At 63.9% G+C, this 21,768-nt stretch carries 8 protein-coding genes; 5 read left to right on the forward strand and 3 right to left on the reverse strand.

The genetic code is table 11. The features are described 5' to 3' along the window. Nucleotides 1–12 precede the first annotated feature (12 nt). Genes F6B93_RS09680 through F6B93_RS09690 form a run of 3 tightly spaced genes read left to right on the forward strand, consistent with a single transcriptional unit; the run spans nucleotide 13 to nucleotide 3,156 of the window. Nucleotides 13–1,044: a phthiotriol/phenolphthiotriol dimycocerosates methyltransferase gene (locus F6B93_RS09680; protein ID WP_211698904.1), complete on the forward strand. Its 1,032-nt coding sequence runs from the start codon at nucleotides 13–15 to the stop codon at nucleotides 1,042–1,044. Nucleotides 1,045–1,083: 39 nt separating this feature from the next. Next, on the forward strand, nucleotides 1,084–2,376 hold the full coding sequence (locus tag F6B93_RS09685) for a glycosyltransferase (protein WP_211698905.1): 1,293 nt from the start codon (nucleotides 1,084–1,086) through the stop codon (nucleotides 2,374–2,376). A gap of 9 nt (nucleotides 2,377–2,385) precedes the next feature. Next, a complete protein-coding gene (locus tag F6B93_RS09690) occupies nucleotides 2,386–3,156 on the forward strand; it encodes a glycosyltransferase family protein (protein ID WP_211698906.1) in 771 nt (256 codons plus the stop codon). A gap of 18 nt (nucleotides 3,157–3,174) precedes the next feature. Here F6B93_RS09690 and F6B93_RS09695 read toward each other — a convergent pair whose 3' ends face one another. Next, the gene (locus F6B93_RS09695) at nucleotides 3,175–4,434 is read right to left on the reverse strand and encodes a glycosyltransferase (RefSeq protein WP_211698907.1); all 1,260 of its coding nucleotides are present in this window, start codon (nucleotides 4,432–4,434) and stop codon (nucleotides 3,175–3,177) included. Between the two features lie 41 nt (nucleotides 4,435–4,475). Next, nucleotides 4,476–10,823: a sulfolipid-1 biosynthesis phthioceranic/hydroxyphthioceranic acid synthase gene (pks2, locus tag F6B93_RS09700; protein ID WP_211698908.1), complete on the reverse strand. Its 6,348-nt coding sequence runs from the start codon at nucleotides 10,821–10,823 to the stop codon at nucleotides 4,476–4,478. An 822-nt stretch (nucleotides 10,824–11,645) separates the two neighbouring features. Between pks2 (F6B93_RS09700) and pks2 (F6B93_RS09705) the strand changes: the two genes are divergently transcribed. Together pks2 (F6B93_RS09705) and F6B93_RS09710 are read left to right on the forward strand one after the other, a co-directional pair. Next, complete coding sequence (gene pks2, locus F6B93_RS09705) at nucleotides 11,646–17,969, forward strand: sulfolipid-1 biosynthesis phthioceranic/hydroxyphthioceranic acid synthase (RefSeq protein WP_425518517.1); 6,324 nt, start codon at nucleotides 11,646–11,648, stop codon at nucleotides 17,967–17,969. Nucleotides 17,970–18,185: 216 nt separating this feature from the next. Further along, complete coding sequence (locus F6B93_RS09710; protein WP_246541054.1) at nucleotides 18,186–19,475, forward strand: condensation domain-containing protein; 1,290 nt, start codon at nucleotides 18,186–18,188, stop codon at nucleotides 19,473–19,475. 883 nt (nucleotides 19,476–20,358) lie between these two features. Here F6B93_RS09710 and F6B93_RS09715 read toward each other — a convergent pair. Beyond that, nucleotides 20,359–21,648, reverse strand: a complete 1,290-nt coding sequence (locus F6B93_RS09715; protein ID WP_246541054.1) for a condensation domain-containing protein — start codon at nucleotides 21,646–21,648, stop codon at nucleotides 20,359–20,361. Nucleotides 21,649–21,768 lie beyond the last annotated feature (120 nt).

The raw sequence follows: 21,768 nt of genomic DNA on the forward strand, positions 1-21,768 counted from the left end.
AAGCGTGGGGGAATGACGATTCCCGGATTAACCGTGATATCACCGTTACCTTCGCCATGGCTCACCACGTCAACGAATGAAACTGCTGGTCAAAAGGCTACAAGTGCGCGTTTCCGGTATCGACGGACGGGTGGCGGGTGCCGGGATCTCGCGTCCAATCACGTAGCTCGCCGATCCGAAACTTGCACGGGCGTGCTGATCTGGAGCCAGGCTTTGGGCGGCCTTCCGGCGTGCCTTGTGGTCTCATGCGACACTCTCCCCGTGGCTCTCAGATACCGCCTGCAGTCCAACCCGATCGTCGGGAAGCTCACCACGAAGTACTTTCTGCCGCTCGGCACCCGCCAGGTCGGCGATGACGTGGTGTTCTTCAACTTCGGCTACGAGGAAGATCCGCCGATGGCGCTGCCATTGGATCCCGCGGACGAGCCGAACCGGTATGGCATTCAGCTCTACCACCAGACCGCGAGTCAGGTGGACCTCACCGGCAAGCGGGTGCTCGAGGTCAGCTGCGGCGCTGGCGGGGGAGCGTCCTACATCGTGCGCAACCTCGGACCTGCCTCCTACACCGGCCTGGACCTGAACCCGGCCAGCATCGAACTGTGCCGGGAGAAACACAAACTGCCAGGCTTGGATTTTGTCCAGGGCGACGCCCAGAACTTGCCGTTTGGTGACGAAACCTTCGATGCAGTGCTCAATGTCGAGGCCTCGCACCAATACCCTGATTTCCCGGGCTTCCTGGGTGAGGTGGCTCGGGTGCTTCGCCCCGGCGGACACTTCCTCTACACCGATTCCCGTCGGAATCCGGTTGTCCCCGAATGGGAAGCGGCGCTCGCGGCTGGCCCGCTCAAGAAGATCTCAGAACGTGATATCGACACCGAGGCAAAGCGTGGTCTGGACGCGAATACCAATCGCTCGCAGGAGGCGATCGGTCGGCGCACGGCGCTCCTTGCGCGTTTGACCCGCTATGCCGTTGGCGTGTTGGACTGGGACCTGCGTCGTGGCGGCGGGTTTACCTACCGGATCTACTTGTTCGTCAAGGAATGAGTTGGCGCTGTTGGATTTGATTGCTCCGTGAGTTAGCCCATGAAATTCGTTGTGGCGAGCTATGGAACCCGCGGTGACATCGAGCCGTGCGCGGCGGTCGGCGTAGAGCTGGCGCGTCGTGGGCATGACGTGCGTCTCGCCGTTCCGCCGAATCTGATCGACTTCGTCGAGTCGGCCGGGCTCTCGGCGGTGGCTTACGGGAACAGGGACTCCCAGAAGCAGTTGGACGAGCAATTCCTCCACAACGCGTGGAAAATCCAGAACCCGATCAAGCTGCTGCGCGAAGCGATGGCGCCGGTCACCGAGGGCTGGGCGGAGCTGAGCGCGATGCTGACACCGGTGGCCAAGGATGCCGACTTGCTCCTGACCGGCCAGATCTACCAGGAGGTCGTTGCCAACGTTGCAGAGCACTTCGACATTCCGCTGGCCGCGTTGCATTTCTACCCAATGCGGGCCAACGGTGAGATCGCGTTCCCGGCGCGGTTGCCAGCTCCGTTGGTCCGCTCCACGATCACGGCCCTCGACTGGCTGTACTGGCGCATGACGAAGGGCGTTGAGGACGCGCAGCGCCGCGAATTAGGCCTGCCCAAGGCCTCGAGCCCAGCGCCGCACCGGATGACGAACCGCGGATCAGTAGAAATCCAGGCCTATGACGAAATGTGCTTTCCGGGTCTGGCAGCCGAGTGGCGTGGTCGGCGGCCCTTTGTCGGAGCGCTGACCATGGGCTTGCCGACCGACGCTGACGACGAGGTCGCGGCATGGGTCAGCGCTGGTACACCACCGATCTACTTCGGCTTTGGCAGCATGCCGGTCGGAACTCTCGCAGATCGGGTGGCGATGATCGGTGCCGCCTGTCGGCAGCTTGGTGAGCGGGCCTTGATTTGCTCGGGCCCACGTGACTCCACCGACGGGATCCAGCTTTTCGACCACGTGAAAGTAGTTCCCAGGGTGAACCACGCGGCCATTTTTCCCGCCTGCCGCGCGGTCGTCCACCATGGTGGCGCCGGCACCACTGCCGCCGGTCTACGAGCCGGGATCCCTACCTTGATTCTGTGGGTCACGTCCGACCAGCCGATCTGGGCTGCCCAGGTTAAGCGGCTGAAAGTCGGCCGGGGGAGGCGCTTTTCGAGTACCACAGGTGAATCGCTGGCGACAGACCTCAGAGCGATCCTCGGGCCGGAATGCGTAGCTCGAGCCCGCGATGTCGGCGCCCGGATGACCAAGCCCGAAGCCAGCATTGCCGCTGCCGCCGATCTCCTCGAAGACACCGCTCAACGTGGCCACGCTGGGCCGTCCGCGGAAGGACCTTCGGGACGGCAGAGGCCGGTGTAGGCTCCGCCTGTGTCACTACTGATTACGGTGCCGGTATTCGGTCAGCACGACTACACGCATGCACTGGTGGCCGACCTGCAGCGCGAAGGTGCCGACTATCTGATCGTCGACAATCGTGGTGACTATCCCACGATCAGTGACGAGCGAGTCACCACGCCGGGACAGAACCTGGGTTGGGCCGGGGGTAGCGATCTCGGTTTCCGAATTGCTTTCTCCGAGGGTTACTCCCACGCAATGACGCTCAACAACGACACTCGGGTTTCGAAGGGATTTGTCGACGCGCTACTCGACCCTCGCTTGCCCGGCGATGCAGGCATGATCGGGCCGATGTTCGATCTGGGGTTCCCGTACGCGGTGGCTGACAACAAGCCGGACGCCGAAGACTACGTCCCTCGAGCGCGATATCGCAAAGCACCCGCTATCGAGGGTACCGCGCTTGCCATGTCACGTGAATGCTGGGATGCGGTCGGGGGAATGGACCTGTCCACTTTTGGACGCTACGGATGGGGGCTCGACCTCGATCTTGCGCTGCGGGCGCGAAAAGCTGGGTTTGGCTTGTACACAACCGAGATGGCCTACATCAACCACTTCGGACGCAAGACCGCCAACACACATTTTGGCGGCCGGAAATACCATTGGGGCGCTAGCGCAGCCATGATCCGTGGGTTGCGACGAACCCATGGCTGGCCGGCGGCCATGGGTATCCTGCGAGAGATGGGCATGGCGCATAACCGCAAGTGGCACAAGTCATTTCCGCTTTCTTATGCCACCAGCTGTTAGGCAGCCGGAAGCAGGCCGCTAGGCGTACGTGCGCACCGCTTTCTCCAAGAGGTCGGCCGCCGTGGCCACAGCGACTGCCGGCGTGGTCATCTGAGCAGAGATTTCGCGAGCTCGGGCGACGTAGTCCGGCGCCAAGATGGTGCGCAGCTCGGCGAGCAGCGACTTACGAGTGATGTGGGTAAAACGTTTGGCCGATCCGACTTTCAGGCGGCGGACGGCAGCTGCCCAAAGTGGCTGATCCGCCACATCCCACAGAATCAATGTGGGTTTCCCGGCCCGCAGGCCGGCCGCGGTGGTGCCGGCGCCACCGTGATGGACCACTGCGCGACAACTCGGCAGAAGTGCTGAATAGTTGACCAGACCAACGAATTTCACATGCTCTGCGTGCTTGATATCGTCAGTGGCGTTGACGGGCGAAAAAACCAAGGCTCGCTCGCCCAGCTCTGCGCAGGCATCCGAAATCATGGCGAGGGTCTCGGTAGGCGATTGCACCGGAGTGCTACCGAAACCGAAGTAGATCGGCGGCGTTCCGGCCGCAAGCCATGACGCGAGGTCCTCGTCGGGTTCGCTGTGCCGGTCCATCGTCAGCGCGCCGACAAATGGTCGCTGGCCGTCCCACTCGGCGGCGAGTCCAGGGAACAGAGCCTGTTCGTAGGCCTGAATCTCGGGCGCTCGGCCCTCGGCGATCCGTTGCGCCGCCGGGGTCGACGTCGGTGGCAGGCGCAATGCACGTCGTTGCGTGGAATCGGCGTCCTTGCTGACGTACGAATACAGTCGCCAGGACCCCTTCATCGCCGATCGCATCAACGCGGGGCGAAGTAGCGGCGTCGGTATCCACGGAATGGCGAGTTGGCCGTTGACCTGTACCGGGAAATGATGCAATGCCGCCAGCGGGATGTCGTAGTACTCAGCGACGTTGGCGACCACGCCGTGGTATGTCTGGCCGGTCATCAGCAGGTCGGCGCCATCGGCAAGCGCAGTCAGTGTCGTGCCCATGTCCGCCCAGCCCTCGACGAAGAGTTCTTTGCCCGCGCGCACGAGGTTGAGTGGATTCTGAGCTTTGGTGAGGTTTCGAATGAACGCTGCGACCGCGTTTATTTGTTCGCCCGAGTCCGGCCCATAGGCGACGCCGTGCAGCCCGGCCGATTCGACGAATCCAACAAGGTTGGGCGGCAACGCCATCCGGACTTCGTGCCCCCGGCGCGCGAGCTCCACTCCTACGGCGGCACAGGGTTCGACATCGCCACGGGTGCCGTGGACTGCCAGGACAAATTTCATCAGCGCGACCCGGTCTCCTGCAGCGCGGTGGACACTGGGCTTCAGGCAGGTGCTGGCGCGTCGCCGTCGGCCGCCAACTTCTCGCACATGAGATCCGCCAGGCCCCGTACCGTGGTGTTGATATCGGTGGCGTTGATGCGGATTCCCGTTTCGGCTGCGACCCGGGCGCGCAGTTCCTGGCTGCTCAGTGAGTCGAGGCCGTACTCGGTCAGCATGCGGTCGGCGTCGATGGTGCGGCGCAGGATGAGGCCGATTTGTTCGGACAGGAGGCGTCGCAGCCGGCCGGGCCACTCATCCTCGGGGAGTTTCTGCAGCTCGGCGAGGAACTTGCTCGTGCCCGAACGGTTGTGTCCTAGTGATCGGAACTTCTCAGCGAACGGACTGTGCTGGGCGAACGCTGTCAGCCAGGGGGATCCGATGATCGGGGCGTAGCCACTGTAGCCACGGTTGTGGCGCAGCAGCGTCTCGAACGCATAAGCGCCCTCATCGGGACCAATCGCGCCGCCAGATTCCTCGGCGAACGTGGTGGCGCGCCCCACCTCGCCCCAGGCACCCCAGGCGATCGAGGTGGCCGGAAGGCCCTGAGCCCGGCGCCACTGCGTGAAAGCGTCCAACCAGCTATTCGCCGCGGCATAAGCACCCTGACCGGGCGAACCCACCAACGCCGCCGCCGAGGAAAACGAACAAAACCAATCCAACGGCTGTCCCACGGTGGCCTGATGCAGCTGCCAGGCACCATGCACCTTGGGCGCCCAGTCACGCTCGATCAGCTCATCAGTGATGTTCACCAAGGTCGCGTCTTCCACGACCGCGGCCGCGTGCAGCACCCCCCGCAACGGCAACCCGGTCGCCGTGGCCGCGGCCACCAACCTCTCCGCCGTGCCAGCCTGCGCAATATCACCGCACTCGACCACCACATCAGAACCCATCGCACGAACAAGTTCGATGGTTTCCAACGCCTTTTGACTCGGCGCCGAGCGCGAGCTGAGCACAATCCGGCCCGCGCCGGCCCCATCGTTCGCCGAGGCCATCTTCTCGGCCAAGAACAACCCCAGCCCACCAAGACCACCGGTGATCACATAGGACCCGTCACCACGAAAGACCTGAGCCTGCTCGGGCGGCAACACCACACTGCTGCGCCCGGCATGAGGCACATCGAGGATGAGCTTGCCGGTGTGCTCGGCAGCACCCATCACCCGAATCGCGGTGGCCGCCTCGGCCAACGGGTAATGCGTGGATTCCGGCATCGGCAACACACCCTCAGCGGTCAACCGATACACCGTGCTCAACAACTCACGCACCGCCGCCGGATGACTGGCCGCCATCAAACCCAAGTCCAGGCCGTAGAAGGCAAGGTTCTGCCGGAACGGGAAGAGCTCCATTCGCGTATTCGCGTAGATGTCGCGTTTGCCGATCTCGATGAACCGTCCGCCCAGGGCCAACAGTTTGAGCCCCGCCAGTTGCGCGGCGCCGGTCAGCGAGTTGAGCACGATGTCGACCCCGTAGCCATCGGTGTCCTGGCGGATCTGCTCGGCGAACTGCACACTGCGCGAGTCATAAACATGCTCGATGCCCATCGCGCGCAACATCTCTCGACGCTTCTGGCTGCCCGCCGTGGCATAGATCTGAGCGCCCGCCGCACGGGCGATCGCGATCGCGGCCTGCCCCACCCCACCGGTCGCCGAATGGATCAGCACCTTGTCACCAGCCCGGATCCGCGCCAGATCCTGCAGCGCATACCACGCCGCGGAGCTCGCGGTGGTCACCGCGGCAGCCTGGCCCTCGGTCAGCCCCTCGGGCAGCTTCGTGGCCAGGCGTGCATCGCAGGTGACAAACGTTCCCCAGCAACCATTGGCGGACATGCCCCCGACGCGGTCGCCGACGGTGAGTTCGGTGACGTCGGGGCCGACCGCGGTCACCACACCAGCGAAATCGGTGCCAAGTTCCGGTTGCTGCCCGTCGAAGGTCTGGTAGCGGCCGAAGGCGACCAGTACATCGGCGAAATTGATGCTCGACGCGCTGACCGCGACCTCGATCTGCCCCGGCCCCGGCGTCGCGCGTTCGAACGATGCGAACTCCAGGGTCTCCAGGTCGCCTGGGGTACGGATCTGCAGGCGCATGCCTTGGTCCGCGTGTTCGACGACCATGGTTTGGCGCTCGTCGGGCAGCAGTGGAGCCGGGCACAACCGGGCCGTGTACCACGCACCGTTGCGCCACGCGGTCTCGTCTTCCTCGGTAGCCAACAGCAGTTCCCGCGCCAACTGCTCGGCGCCTGTCGCGTCGTCCGTGTGGTCGGGAAGGTCACCGGGAAGATCGACGTGAGTGACCTTCAGATGCGGGTGTTCCATGCCGATCACGCGGAACAACCCACGCAACCCGCCCTGTTCGAGGTTGGCTCGATCGTCGGACAGCACCGTTTGGGCGTTGCGCGTCACCACGTACAGCCTTGGTATCTGGGCCGCGATCTCGGGCAGCTCACGGGCGATGCGCACCAGGTGGCTGACGTAGTCACTACCGCGAACCCCGGACTCGGCGTCCGGGTCGCCAGTCTGCGGCCCGGTGAGTACCACCACGCCGGTGAATCCGCCGGTCTCCAGCTGGTCGCGCAGCCGCGCGGCCTGGAGCGCGTGGTCGGTGCGTCGGGGCCATGCCATCGTGGTGCATTGCGCGTCGTGCACCTTCAGCGCGTCGGTCAACTCCGTGGCCACCAGTTCCGCGGCATCGCAGGTGCTGATCAACAACCAGGTGCCCGGCTCGGCATGGCTCGTCTCGGGCAGCTCGCGCTGTTCCCATTCGATGGTCAACAACCGCTCACCCAAGAGGCGATCGCGTTCGCTGGTCGCGGAGACGCCAGTGCCCATCCGCAGGCCGCGCACGGCCAATACGACCGTGCCGTCCTCGTCTAACAGGTCGAGATCGGCTTCGAACTCCGAACCGCACTCGGTCACGGTCGTGTGGCAGTACCTGGCATGGTGGGTCGGGCCGTAGGCACGCAGTCGGTGCACACTCAATGGCAACAGTGAGTTGCTGCTAGCGAGGTCGTCAACAGCGGGGTGTGCCGCCACCGATTGGAAGCAGGCATCCAACAGCGCCGGATGCACGCCATAGGCGCGCCACTGTGAGCGGAGCGGACCGGGCAGCGCGACCTCCGCGAGCAGCGTGTCGCCGGCTCCGTCGGCGGTGTGCACGTCACCCAAACCTGCAAAGGCCGGCCCAAGCTGGCGACCACGCTGGTCCATCCACTGTCGAACCTCGTCGCCGTCGACCCCGCGTGGATGGCTGGCGAGGAGATTTGCGATGTCTTTGACCGCTGGTTGGTCTGCTTCCTCGACAGCGTGCAGGACCGCGGTCACCTCCCGCGCATAGTTCCCGTCCTGGGTGGTCTCCACGGCGAAGGTGACCACGCCGGGTGCCTCGACCGTTGCGGTGGCGCCGATGGGGGTTTCCTTGTCCAACAACAGTGGCTTGTCGAAGCGGATGTCGCGAACTTCGCAAGCCTCGCCCACAACGGTGCGCGCTGCGGCCAGGGCCATTTCGCAGTACGCGGCCCCCGGCAGAACAGCCGCATCGTCTACGTGGTGGTCGGCCAACCACGGCAATGCCGCAGTACCGACGTCCCCCTGCCACACGTGGCGCTCCGGCTCCTCTTGCAGCCGCACGTGCGGCCCCAACAAGGGATGTGCCGGCACCATGGAAGTACCGCGTGCGCGCGAATCCTGATCGCTCGGGGTCAAGATCAGCGAACGTTGACTCCACATGGGCAGGGGCGCGTCCACCAAGCGGCCGCCGGGGTAGAGCACCGAGAAGTCCACCGCGGCACCCGCGGCATACAAATCACCCAGCAGGCCACGCAGCCCATGGGGCAGTGGCTGCTCACGCCGCATACCGGCCAACGCGGCGACCGGCATGTCGACGCTGCGGGCGGTCTGATCGACAGCGTGGGTCAGCAGCGGGTGCGGAGACAGCTCGGTGAAGACCCGGAAACCGTCTTCGACCGCTGCCTGCACCGCCGCGGCAAAGCGCACCGTCTGACGCAGATTGTCCGCCCAGTAGTAGGCGTCGCAGTAAGGCTCCTCGCGCGGGTCGAACGAGGTCGCCGAATAGTAGGGAATTTCCGGCGACAGCGGAGTGAGGTCGGCCAACGCCTCGGAGAGGTCGTCGAGGATCGGGTCGACTTGTGGCGAGTGCGATGCCACGTCGACGGCTACCTCGCGGGCCATCACGTCGCGCTCTTCCCACGCCGCAACCAAGTCACGCACCGTTTGGGTTGCCCCGCCGATCACGGTGGATTCCGGTGAAGCCACCACCGCAACCACAGTGTCGTCGATGCCCCGGGTCATCAACTCCGTAATCACTTGCTGGGCAGGAAGTTCCACCGATGCCATCGCTCCAGAGCCGGCGATGCGGGTCATCAGTCTGGAGCGGCGGCAGATGACGCGCACCCCGTCTTCCAACGACAGCGCCCCGGCGACTACGGCGGCCGCGGACTCACCGAGCGAGTGGCCGATCACCGCACCGGGCGCTACGCCCAAGGACTTCATCGTCGCTGCCAGCGCGACCTGCATGGCGAACAGGGTCGGTTGCACCCGGTCGATGCCGGTTACTTTCTCGGGTGCGGTCATCGCATCGGTCACCGAGAAACCCGACTCCGCGGCAATCAACGGCTCGATCGCTGCGATCGTTGCGGCGAACACCGGCTCGTTGGCCAGTAGGTCGACACCCATTGCCGCCCACTGTGAACCCTGACCCGAAAACACCCATACGGGGCCTCGGTCGTCGCGACCGACCGCGGGTGGGTAGGGGATCTCACCGGTGGCGACCTCACCGAGCGCATCTGACAGCTCTGCGGCGGTGCTGGCCAGAATGGCCGTGCGCACGGGTCGATATCCGCGCCGGCGAGCCAGCGTGTAGGCGAAATCCGCGAGGGTCAGGTCGGTGTCTCGGGTGTCCACCCAGTCGGCGAGCCGCTGAGCGGTTTGGCGCAGGGCGTCCTCCGAGCTGGCCGACAGCGGAAACAACAGCGCCCCGTTGGTGGCGGCACTGGTTGGCGTGTCGGGGTCGGCAGTTTGGGTCGGCTCCAGCAGCTCAGCCTGCGGCGGGGCTTGTTCCAGGATGGCGTGCACGTTGGTTCCGGAGAACCCGTAGGACGACACCGCCGCCCGCCGGGGGCCATCCTGATCGCTGGTGGGCCACGGTGTGGTCACCTGCGGTACGAAGAGCTGCGTTTCGATGTCCGCGAACTCATCGGGTAGCTGGGTGAAGTGCAGATTCTGTGGAACCACCCCGTGCTGCAGCGCCAGGACCGCTTTCATCAGGCCGAGCGCTCCGGCGGCCGACTGAGTATGTCCGAAATTTGTCTTCACCGATCCGAGCACGCAAGGGCCGTCGGTGCCGTACACCTCTGCCAGGCTCGCGTATTCCACGGGGTCGCCTACCGGGGTGCCGGGGCCGTGGGCCTCGACCATGCCGATCGTGGCCGGGTCCACGCCGGCCGCATTCAGGGCAGTGCGATACGCCGCGACCTGTGCGGGCCGCGACGGGGTGACGATGTTGACGGTGCGGCCGTCTTGGTTTGCGGCCGTGCCGCGGATGACTGCCAGGATTCGGTCACCATCGGCCAGGGCGTCGGGTAGCCGTTTGAGCAGCAGTACGACGGAGCCTTCGCCGGACACGAACCCGTCGGCGCGGACGTCGAACGCATGACAGCGTCCGGTGGCGGACAACATCCCGATGGCTGACCCCGAGGCGGCTTTGCGGGGTTCGAGCATTACCGAGGCACCGCCGGTGATCGCGATGTCGCTCTCGCCGTCGTGCAGGCTGCGGCAAGCGAGGTGAATAGCGGCCAGGCCGGACGAGCAGGCGGTGTCCACCGTCATGGCCGGACCTTGCAGTCCCATGGCGTAGGCGATGCGCCCGGAACCCATGGCGAAACTGTTGCCCATGTATCCGTAAGGCCCACCCAACGTGTTTGCTTCGGCGTGCACGAATTGGTAGTCGTCGTGCATCAACCCCACGAAGACGCCGGTCTGCGCGCTGGCGAGGGTTTCACGAGTCAGACCTGCGTGCTCCATGGCCTCCCAGGACGTCTCCAGCAGCAACCGGTGCTGCGGATCCATCGCTGTCGCTTCCCTTTCGGTGATGCCGAAGAACTCGGCGTCGAAGTCGGCGACGTTGTCCAGGAACGCGCCCCACTTGCACACGGACCGACCAGGGACTCCCGGTTCTGGGTCGTAGTACTCCTCGGCGTCCCAACGGTCGGCGGGAATCTCTGTGACCAGGTCGTCGGCACGCAGCAACGCCTCCCACAACAGGTCGGGCGAGTCAATGCCCCCCGGCAGCCGGCACGCCATACCGATGACGGCAACCGGCGTAACACCTGCTTTATCCACGGTCGTTCACCTTTCCTACCCGTGTCCCAACCCGCGCTGGTAATTCCTATCAGTGGCTTCGATTTCGCATCCGCGATTCCGGGAAACCGTTTCGCGTTTCCGTCAGCGCTGGGGGGACACCGCCTCACCCCGAGCGACCCCACCTCGCGTCGAACCCAGCGCCAGTTTCTGGCGTGATCCGAGCGTAGCTGGTTGCGGCTTGACGCGCGGAATAATCGTGCGTACGTACAAGAAATGTGCGGCGGTCCGCGGTGGATTGACGCGGTGTGTCAGGAATACCCAGGTTGGCAGGCCGGCAGCAACCCCAGCGACCCGTCGTGGGTGTCAGTCGTGCCGCCTGCCAACGGTCCTTGGAGCCTGCGCGTTGCCCACTTGGGTGCCAAAGGTGCTGGTGAGAGAGTGTGCACGAGTCCGTGCATCACCTCGTCCGACGCCTTCGGCCGGACGGGCAATCCGATGGTCGATGCGATGACGGTGAAGACCAACCCTCCCGGTCCTCGGGCGTGCGGGCAGCCGGCGTGGATTCTGGCGTCTCGCGCCGCTCATGTGTTTGCCGAGCATCGTGGGGCTTCATGATTTCGGCACTAGCTTGATCCACGCGCGAGCATCACCTATTTTTGTACGTCCGCACGATTTTTCCGCGCGTGTGTAGTTGAGCCGCTAGGCTCTGATTAGGCCAAGAACTTGTGGTTGGCTTCGACGGGGGTCGCTGGGTTATGCGTGCTGGATGCTGCCGTTTTTCCAGCGTGTAACTAGTTTCAGCGATGTTCCTCGAACTGCCGATGCGAGTTCGAACCCGGTGCTAAGAACTGAAGCATATGTATGGAGAGAAGACGGACCGTGGATAAGACGCGCGCAACTCCCGTTGCCGTTATCGGTATGGCGTGCCGGCTACCGGGGGGCATTGACTCGCCCGACTTGTTGTGGGAGGCGTTGCTGCGTGGCGACGATCTGGTCACCGAGGTTCCGTTAGACCGCTGGGACGTTGACGAGTACTACGACCCAGAACCTGGCGTTCCAGGACGCTCACATTGCAAGTGGGGTGCGTTCCTGGACAACGTCGCCGATTTCGATCCGGAGTTCTTCGGGATCCCTGAAGCAGAAGCCACGGCTATCGATCCACAGCACCGCATGTTGCTGGAAACCTCCTGGGAGGCCATGGAACATGCCGGTCTCACCCCGGAAAAGATGGCCGATTCGTTGACCGGGGTGTTCACCGGATTGCTTCATACCGACTACGAGTTGGTGCAAGCCGATACGCAAGCCCTAGAAGGGCCATACGGCAACACTGGCACTAATTCCTGCATGGCGTCCGGGCGGGTTTCTTACGTGATGGGGCTGCGCGGTCCCGCGGTCACCGTTGACACGGCATGCTCGTCCAGTTTGTTTGCCGCACACCTGGCTTTCCGTAGTTTGAACGACGGCGAAAGTGACCTTGCCTTCGCGGGCGGCGTGTACGCGATGCTGGAACCGCGCCGCTTTGCCTCCGGGTCCGCGAATGGGATGCTGACCCGCACCGGACGCTGCCACACGTTCGACGTGGCGGCAGACGGGTTTGTTTGCGGCGAGGGCGCCGTCGTCCTCTTGCTGAAGCGGTTGGCGGATGCGCAGCGCGACGGTGACCGGGTTCTGGCTGTGATGCGTGGCACAGCCGCCAACCAAGATGGCCACACTGTCAACATTGTTACGCCCTCGCGGCCCGCTCAGGTCGCGGCTTATCGGGCAGCGTTGGCCGCGGCGGGTGTGGATGCGGCCACCGTCGGCATGGTGGAGGCACACGGCACCGGGACCCCGGTCGGTGACCCGATCGAATACAACAGCCTGGCCGAGGTGTATGGGACCGACGGTCCCTGCGCGCTCGGATCGGTGAAGACCAATTTTGGGCATACTCAGTCGGCCGCCGGGGCGTTGGGGCTGATGAAGGCGGTCCTGGCGCTGCAGCACGGGGTGGTTCCACAGAATCTGCACTTCACCCAGCTCCCTGATGAGCTGGCCGCGGTGGATACCGAACTCTTTGTGCCGCAAGAGATCACACCGTGGCCCACCGGTGATGACAAAGCGCCACGGCTTGCGGCGGTGTCGTCGTACGGCATGTCGGGAACCAATGTGCACGCCATCGTTGAGCAAGCTCCGGCGCAGGCCCCAGAAACCAGCACACCCGACGAGACGCCGAGCACTCCCGCCGTCGAGGGCGCGCTGCTTTTCCCGTTGTCGTCGAGCTCAGAGGACGGACTGCGCCACACCGCTGGGCGGCTGGCTGATTGGGTCGAGGCCCAAGGAACCGACCTGTCGACCACGGATCTGGCCTACACGCTGGCGCGACGGCGCGGGCACCGGCCAGTACGCACGGCGGTGCTGGCCAACACCGAAGCCGACCTGTGTGCGGCGTTGCGTGAGGTCGCCGACGGCGAGGCCCCGTATCCGCCGGTGGTCGGCCAGGACGATCGGGGGCCGGTGTGGGTGTTTTCCGGTCAGGGTTCGCAATGGGCGGCGATGGGTGCCGACCTGCTGGCTACCGAGCCGGTGTTCGCCGCGACGGTGGCTGCCGTGGAGCCGCTGATCGCCGCGGAGTCGGGTTTCTCGGTGACCGAGGCGATGACCGCATCCGAGGTTGTCACGGGTATTGACCGGGTGCAGCCGACCCTGTTCACGATGCAGGTCGCGTTGGCGGCCACGATGAAGTCCTACGGGGTGACCCCGGGTGCGGTGATCGGGCATTCGTTGGGCGAGGCTGCGGCGGCGGTGGTGGCCGGGGCGTTGTCGCTCGAAGACGGGGTGCGGGTGATCTGCCGCCGTTCCAAGCTGATGACTCGCATTGCCGGTTCCGGGGCGATGGCGTCAGTGGAATTGCCTTCCCAGCAAGTGCTTTCGGAGTTGATGGCACGTGGCGTCAGCGATGCAGTGGTGGCGGTGATGGCGTCGCCGCAGTCCACGGTGATCGGCGGGGCGACCCAGACGGTCCGTGATCTGGTAGCGGTGTGGGAAGAGCGTGACGTGATGGCCCGCGAGGTGGCCGTTGATGTGGCCTCGCATTCTCCGCAGGTTGACCCGATCCTTGACGAGCTGGGCGAGGTTCTGGCCGAGATCACGCCGTTGACACCAGAGGTTCCCTACTTCTCGGCGACATCGTTTGACCCGCGCGACGAGCCCTACTGCGACGGCTATTACTGGGTGGACAACCTGCGGCACACTGTGCGCTTTGCCGCGGCGGTGCAAGCCGCTATGGAGGACGGGTTCCGGGTCTTTACCGAGTTGTCGCCGCATCCGTTGCTGGTGCACGCGGTCGATCAGACCGCGCGCAGTCTGGATATGTCGGTGGCGGCGTTGGCCGGTATGCGGCGTGAGCAGCCGCTGCCGCATGGGGTGCGCGGATTGCTGGGTGATCTGTACGCCGCGGGGGCGGCGGTGGACTTCTCGGTGCTCTATCCCCGTGGGCGGTTGGTGGACGCGCCGTTGCCGGTTTGGTCTCATCGTCGGCTGCTTCTCGACGAGTCCAACGATCGCCTTGCGCACGCTAATACGGTCGCCGTGCATCCGCTGTTGGGTTCTCATGTTCGGTTGGCGGAGGAGCCGGAGCGCCACGTTTGGCAGGGCGAGGTCGGTACTGCGGCGTTGTCGTGGTTGGCCGACCACCAAATCCATGGCGCGGCTGCTTTTCCGGGGGCGGCGTACTGCGAGATGGCCTTGGCCGCGGCCGGCACGGTGTTGGGTGAGGCCGGCGAAGTCCGCGATGTGCGTTTCGAGCAGCTGTTGCTGCTCGATGAGCAGACCCCGGTCGGCGTCACCGCGACACTGGAAGTCCCCGGGCTGGTCTCGTTCGCGGTGGAGTCGGATCAGGATGGGCAACGCTTGCGGCGAGCCTCGGCGGTGCTGCACGCGGTCGAGGATGACGATCCGCCGGCCGCCCAGGACATCGCCGCTTTGCTGACGGCGCACCCCAACCCGGTCGCAGGCTATGAACTGCGTCAGGGTTTCGACCTGCGCGGAATTCAGTATGGTCCGGCGTTCAGTGGTCTGGCGACGGTGCATACCGCCCAGGAAGTTGGCGGCACCACGGTGTTGGCCGAGGTTGGCGTGCCGGGGTCGATCCGGGCCCAGCAGAGTGTCTATGGCGTGCATCCAGCGCTGCTGGACGCGTGTTTTCAGTCGGTGGCGGCGCATCCCAGTGTGCGCAATGCCGGCCATGGTGGTTTGCTGCTGCCGTTGGGTGTGCGTCGGCTGCGTGCCTACGGCCCCGCGCGGCATGCCAAGTACTGCTACACGACGGTGACCGAGTGCGGCTCGGAGGTCGAAGCCGACCTCGACGTGCTCGACGAGCACGGCACCGTGGTGTTGGCCGTGCGCGGCCTGCAACTGGGCACTGGTGCCCCGCAAGGCAGCGAACACGATCGGGTTTTGGGCGAGCGGTTGTTGAGCATCGAATGGCAACAGCGCCAGCTTCCCGAGACCAGTCATGCCGAGCCCGGTAGCTGGTTGTTGATCAGTACGTGCGATGCCACCGATCTGGTGGCTGCGGAGTTGACCGACGCACTGAAGGGTCACGACGGGCAATGCGCGACGATGTCGTGGTCGTTTCATGCCGACCATGTGGCCCAGGCCGCGCGGATGCGCGAGCAGCTCGAATCCGGCGGGTTCACCGGGGTGGTGGTGCTCACCGCGCCGGAAAACGGTGCTGGGGACGCCCATTCGTCTCAACGCGGCGGTGAGTATGTGCGGCATGTGGTGCGGATCGCTCGCGAACTTCCCGAGATCTTGGGTCAGGCTCCGCGGTTGTATGTGCTGACCCGTAATGCCGCGACGGTGTTGTCGGATGATCGGGCCAACCTGGAGCAGGGTGGGTTGCGGGGGTTGTTGCGGGTGATCGGTGCCGAGCATCCGCATTTGAAAGTCAGTTACATCGATGTTGATGAGCAGACCGGTACCGAGTCGGTGGCGCGTCAGCTGTTGGCGGCGACCGATGAGGACGAGACCGCCTGGCGTGGCGAGGAGTGGTATACCGCGCGGTTGTGCCCGGCTCCACTGCGGCCCGAGGAGCGTCAAACCATCGTTGTGGACCATGCCGAGGCCGGTATGCGCTTGCAGATTCGTACTCCTGGTGATCTGCAGACGTTGGAGTTCGCCGCCTTTGATCGGGTGGTGCCGGGGCCGGGGCAGATCGAGGTCGCGGTCGGCGCGTCGAGCATCAATTTCGCCGATGTGCTGGTCACCTTCGGCCGCTATCAGACTCTTGATGGGCAGCAACCGGAGTTGGGTACTGATTTTGCTGGTGTGGTGACTGCGGTCGGTGCGGGTGTGACCGAGCATGAGGTCGGCGATCGTGTCGGGGGGATGTCTCCCAATGGTTGCTGGGGAACGTTTGTGACCTGTGATGCCCGGATGGCGGTGGCGCTGCCGGAGGGGCTGACCGAGGGCCAGGCTGCCGCGGTGACCACCGCGTCGGCTACGGCGTGGTACGGGCTGCAGGATCTGGCGCGGATCCGGGCTGGTGACAAGGTGCTGATCCATTCGGCGACCGGTGGGGTGGGGCAGGCCGCGATCGCGATCGCCCGTGCGGCGGGCGCTCAGATCTATGCCACGGCGGGTAGCCAGAAGCGTCGAGAGATGTTGCGCGCGATGGGCATCGAGCATGTTTATGACTCGCGCAGTGTGCAGTTCGCCGAGCAGATCCGCCAGGACACCGATGGCTACGGGGTCGACATCGTGCTCAACTCGGTGTTCGGTGCCGCCCAGCGCGCCGGGCTCAAACTGTTGGCCCTGGGCGGACGGTTCATCGAGATCGGCAAACGCGATGTCTATTCCAATACGCGAATGGAGCTCTTCCCGTTCCGGCACAACCTGACGTTCCACTACTTGGATCTTGGGTTGATGGCGGCCAGTCATCCGGCGGCGGTGCGTGAGTTGTTGAGCACGGTGTATCGGTTGACCGCTGAGGGTGTGTTGCCGATGCCGGAATCCACGCATTACCCGTTGGCCGAGGCGGCCACCGCGATTCGGGTGATGGGTGCTGCCGAGCACACCGGCAAGCTCATCCTCGATGTGCCTCATGCCGGGCGCAGCAGTGTGGTGTTGCCGCCCGAGCAGGCTCAGGTCTTTCGTGGTGACGGGTCCTATGTGATCACCGGTGGTCTTGGTGGGCTGGGGTTGTTCTTGGCCGAGAAGATGGCCTCGGCGAACGACGGGGCCGGCGCGGGCCGGATTGTGCTCAGCTCGCGCTCGGCGCCGAGTCAAAAGGCGTTGGAAACCATCGAACTTGTTCGTGCGATGGGTTCTGATGTGGTGGTCGAGTGCGGTGATATCGCGCAGGCTGGCACGGCGGAGAGGTTGGTGGCCGCGGCCACGGCGACCGGGCTGCCGTTGCGGGGGGTGCTGCACGCGGCCGCGGTCGTGGAAGACGCGACCTTGGTGAACATCACTGATGAGCTGATCGAGCGTGACTGGGCGCCCAAGGTGCATGGTGCCTGGCAGCTGCATCAGGCCACCGTGGGACAGCCGTTGGATTGGTTTTGTTCGTTTTCCTCGGCGGCGGCGTTGGTGGGTTCGCCCGGTCAGGGTGCTTATGCCGCGGCGAATAGCTGGTTGGACGCTTTCACGCAGTGGCGCCGGGCTCAGGGCCTTCCGGCCACCTCGATCGCCTGGGGTGCCTGGGGCGAGGTGGGGCGCGCCACCACCTTCGCCGAGGAATCTGGCGGCGCGATTGGTCCCGATGAGGGCGCTTATGCGTTCGAGACACTGTTGCGTCATAATCGTGGCTATAGTGGCTACGCCCCGGTCATCGGATCCTCCTGGCTGACGGCGTTCGGACAGCGCAGTCCGTTTGCGGAGATGTTCAAATCCCTGGGCCAGCATCGTTCGGGGGCCAGCCAACTCCTCGCCGAGCTCGACGAGCTCCCCCAAGAGGAGTGGCCCGGCCGGCTCCGGCGTTTGATCTCGGAGCAGGTGGGCTTGATCCTGCGTCGCACCATCGACGCGGACCGCATGCTCGCCGAGTACGGCTTGGACTCGCTCGGCAGCCAGGAACTGCGTATCCACATCGAGGCGGAAACCGGGGTACGCATCAGTACCGCTGACATCTCGACCATCCGGGGTTTGGCGGACTGCATTTACGACAAATTGACGTCAAACCGCGACATTGCGGCACCGTCGTGAGGTAGGAATGGACACAAGCGCCGACTGCACTGCGGGGGCGGGAATCGAGGAGGGACCGTGTTGATCATAGGTGGGGGTTCAGCAGGCACGAGTCTTGGCGTGGGAATAGTCCATGACTGGGATCCGGGGCCAGGTTCGGTTGTGACGTGGCAGCCAACGCCTGCCTCAGCTGCAAAAGCCCGGCAAGCGCCAGTAGTTGATGCACCGCCGAGTTCCATGCAAGCTGCCCACATTCGTTGCTTTCTCGAGTTCGAGGAGCGGGGGCTTGATTTCTCCCGGCTGGTGATGGGTTCCTGGGAGCTACCCGGTAAGTGCGATATCCGGACCATGACTCACGTCATCAACACCCACCTTCGTCGCCATGAAACCTACCGCAGTTGGTTCGAGTACAAGGACGCCAAAAATATCCTGCGGCACCGAATCAGCAATCCCCGAGACATCCAGTTTGTCCCGGTTCGCCATGGTGAGTTGACCCAGACCGAATGGCGGGACTTGGTCTTATCGACTCCCAACCCACTGGAGTGGGATTGCTACCGGCTGGGCCTTATCCAGCACGAAGACCACTGCACTCTGTTTGCGATTGTCGATCATCTCCACTGCGACCCGGCGCTGATTACCGGGCTCTATGTCGAGATTCTGACCAACTACCAATCACTGGTCGCAGGCAAACCGCCCATTACGCTGTCGGCTACCGCCAGCCACGAGGAATTCTGCACGCGGGAGAAGGCGCACGCGGAAAGCATGACCCTGGATTCCCCCGAGGTCCGCAAATGGATTCAGTTCGCCGAGAGCAACGGAGGAAGCGGGCCCGAGTTCCCATTGCCGCTGGGTGACCAGTCGATACCCTGCGGTGGCGACATCATGGTGGTACCGCTGATGAATCCCGAGCAAACCGCGCGTTTCGAAGACGACTGCATCGCAGCGGGCGCTCGGTTCAGCGGCGGCCTGTTCGCCTGCGCAGCCCTAGCGCACTACGAATTGACCGGACAGGAAACCTACCACGGGCTTACTCCGATCGATAAGCGCAGAACGCCCGAGGAATACATGACGATGGGCTGGTTCACCGGGATAATTCCGTTCACCGTCACCGTCGACCCGAACTCATTCATCGAGACCGCACGGGCCACTCAGGCATCCTTCGACGAGAACATCGACCTCGCGCAGGTGCCCTACGACCGCGTCCTGGAATTGGCACCCTGGCTGAATCGGTATGGATCGCAGTTCTACATGATGAACTACATGGACGCCGGCCTTCCCCCACTTTCCGCGGTGGTCGCCACCGCATTAACAGGGTCGAATGCAACCGCCTACAACGACGGCCGGAGCCCGGCATACCTGTATATGTCGGTAATCCGCCTCTTCGACGAGGTTTCGCTCATGATTTCCTTCCCGAACAATCCCATTGCTCGGGAGTCCGTCACCCGTTACGGCGAGGTCCTAAAATCTGTATACAGCCGCGCGGCCGCAGGCCAGTACGCAGCACCCGCTGTTCAAGTATCCAGATAGAAAACCTAAACACCTATTCCCAGCCAAAACGAACAGATACGGAGCCCAAACACAGAACAACCAGGCCTCACATATCAAACGCGCACCAAACTTGAGGCGCTGAGTTCTGTCGGGCCCAAATGTGTCTTGGCGTTCGCGCCGGGCTAGGTGCTCCGTAAGGAGAGCCTCGGTGCCGTACCGGCTGCATTGTCCGTGTAACGGATGGTTGATCGGGTGCGCGAGGACTACTGGTTGGTTTTCGCGACTTTGACGTGGGTGGCGCTGAGAGCGGCACCCTGTTGGCACGGCGTTGCTTGATAGGGGATCAGCATCCGTCAGCCATCGCAAGGCCGCGGAGAACGGGTGGCGCCGCTTCGTCGGGCCGGTGGGAGCGGGGCTTGGCGGCGTGACCGCTCATGGTCTAGCGGCTAGACCCGTCCTCGCCATCCGATTCGACGAGTCACCGGAGAATCGTGTTTGCTGTGGCCGTGGTCGCGCACCCCGACGTTCCGATTTTCCCCCAGGGATCGCCGAAGATGCGCGATCCTGTGGCCGGCCGGCTTCGTTCTCATCGATGCTGACGACGTCGCTCGTGCTGCCGAGACGGTGTGATCTGCACCGCGGTCGCGCTTCGATGCGGTCTTCACGTCGCTGAGGTGGAAACCACCGCCGCCGCATACGGCGCGATTGTCGTGGGGCAAATCCTGTCTATCCGGGCACCACAACAGCAGTTGAACGACTGGTCACGACACCAACACCTAAAACGTGAGCGAACTCACATTCACAGAATCAGGCGATCGAGCATGCCTCCTGAGACCTCAAGTGCTTGATATGTGAGGCCTGGTTGTTCTGTGTTTGGGCTCCGTATCTGTTCGTTTTGGCTGGGAATAGGTGTTTAGGTTTTCTATCTGGATACTTGAACAGCGGGTGCTGCGTACTGGCCTGCGGCCGCGCGGCTGTATACAGATTTTAGGACCTCGCCGTAACGGGTGACGGACTCCCGAGCAATGGGATTGTTCGGGAAGGAAATCATGAGCGAAACCTCGTCGAAGAGGCGGATTACCGACATATACAGGTATGCCGGGCTCCGGCCGTCGTTGTAGGCGGTTGCATTCGACCCTGTTAATGCGGTGGCGACCACCGCGGAAAGTGGGGGAAGGCCGGCGTCCATGTAGTTCATCATGTAGAACTGCGATCCATACCGATTCAGCCAGGGTGCCAATTCCAGGACGCGGTCGTAGGGCACCTGCGCGAGGTCGATGTTCTCGTCGAAGGATGCCTGAGTGGCCCGTGCGGTCTCGATGAATGAGTTCGGGTCGACGGTGACGGTGAACGGAATTATCCCGGTGAACCAGCCCATCGTCATGTATTCCTCGGGCGTTCTGCGCTTATCGATCGGAGTAAGCCCGTGGTAGGTTTCCTGTCCGGTCAATTCGTAGTGCGCTAGGGCTGCGCAGGCGAACAGGCCGCCGCTGAACCGAGCGCCCGCTGCGATGCAGTCGTCTTCGAAACGCGCGGTTTGCTCGGGATTCATCAGCGGTACCACCATGATGTCGCCACCGCAGGGTATCGACTGGTCACCCAGCGGCAATGGGAACTCGGGCCCGCTTCCTCCGTTGCTCTCGGCGAACTGAATCCATTTGCGGACCTCGGGGGAATCCAGGGTCATGCTTTCCGCGTGCGCCTTCTCCCGCGTGCAGAATTCCTCGTGGCTGGCGGTAGCCGACAGCGTAATGGGCGGTTTGCCTGCGACCAGTGATTGGTAGTTGGTCAGAATCTCGACATAGAGCCCGGTAATCAGCGCCGGGTCGCAGTGGAGATGATCGACAATCGCAAACAGAGTGCAGTGGTCTTCGTGCTGGATAAGGCCCAGCCGGTAGCAATCCCACTCCAGTGGGTTGGGAGTCGATAAGACCAAGTCCCGCCATTCGGTCTGGGTCAACTCACCATGGCGAACCGGGACAAACTGGATGTCTCGGGGATTGCTGATTCGGTGCCGCAGGATATTTTTGGCGTCCTTGTACTCGAACCAACTGCGGTAGGTTTCATGGCGACGAAGGTGGGTGTTGATGACGTGAGTCATGGTCCGGATATCGCACTTACCGGGTAGCTCCCAGGAACCCATCACCAGCCGGGAGAAATCAAGCCCCCGCTCCTCGAACTCGAGAAAGCAACGAATGTGGGCAGCTTGCATGGAACTCGGCGGTGCATCAACTACTGGCGCTTGCCGGGCTTTTGCAGCTGAGGCAGGCGTTGGCTGCCACGTCACAACCGAACCTGGCCCCGGATCCCAGTCATGGACTATTCCCACGCC

The organism is Mycobacterium spongiae, assembly GCF_018278905.1.
Classification (GTDB): domain Bacteria; phylum Actinomycetota; class Actinomycetes; order Mycobacteriales; family Mycobacteriaceae; genus Mycobacterium; species Mycobacterium spongiae.

Excerpts from the sequence above, each read along its gene's own strand:
- F6B93_RS09680 (WP_211698904.1), top strand. The coding sequence starts at position 13 with ATGACGATTCCCGGATTAACCGTGATATCACCGTTACCTTCGCCATGG.
- F6B93_RS09685 (WP_211698905.1), top strand. The coding sequence starts at position 1,084 with ATGAAATTCGTTGTGGCGAGCTATGGAACCCGCGGTGACATCGAGCCG.
- F6B93_RS09695 (WP_211698907.1), bottom strand. The coding sequence starts at position 4,434 with ATGAAATTTGTCCTGGCAGTCCACGGCACCCGTGGCGATGTCGAACCC.
- pks2 (WP_425518517.1), top strand. The coding sequence starts at position 11,646 with ATGGAGAGAAGACGGACCGTGGATAAGACGCGCGCAACTCCCGTTGCC.
- F6B93_RS09710 (WP_246541054.1), top strand. The coding sequence starts at position 18,186 with ATGCAAGCTGCCCACATTCGTTGCTTTCTCGAGTTCGAGGAGCGGGGG.
- F6B93_RS09715 (WP_246541054.1), bottom strand. The coding sequence starts at position 21,648 with ATGCAAGCTGCCCACATTCGTTGCTTTCTCGAGTTCGAGGAGCGGGGG.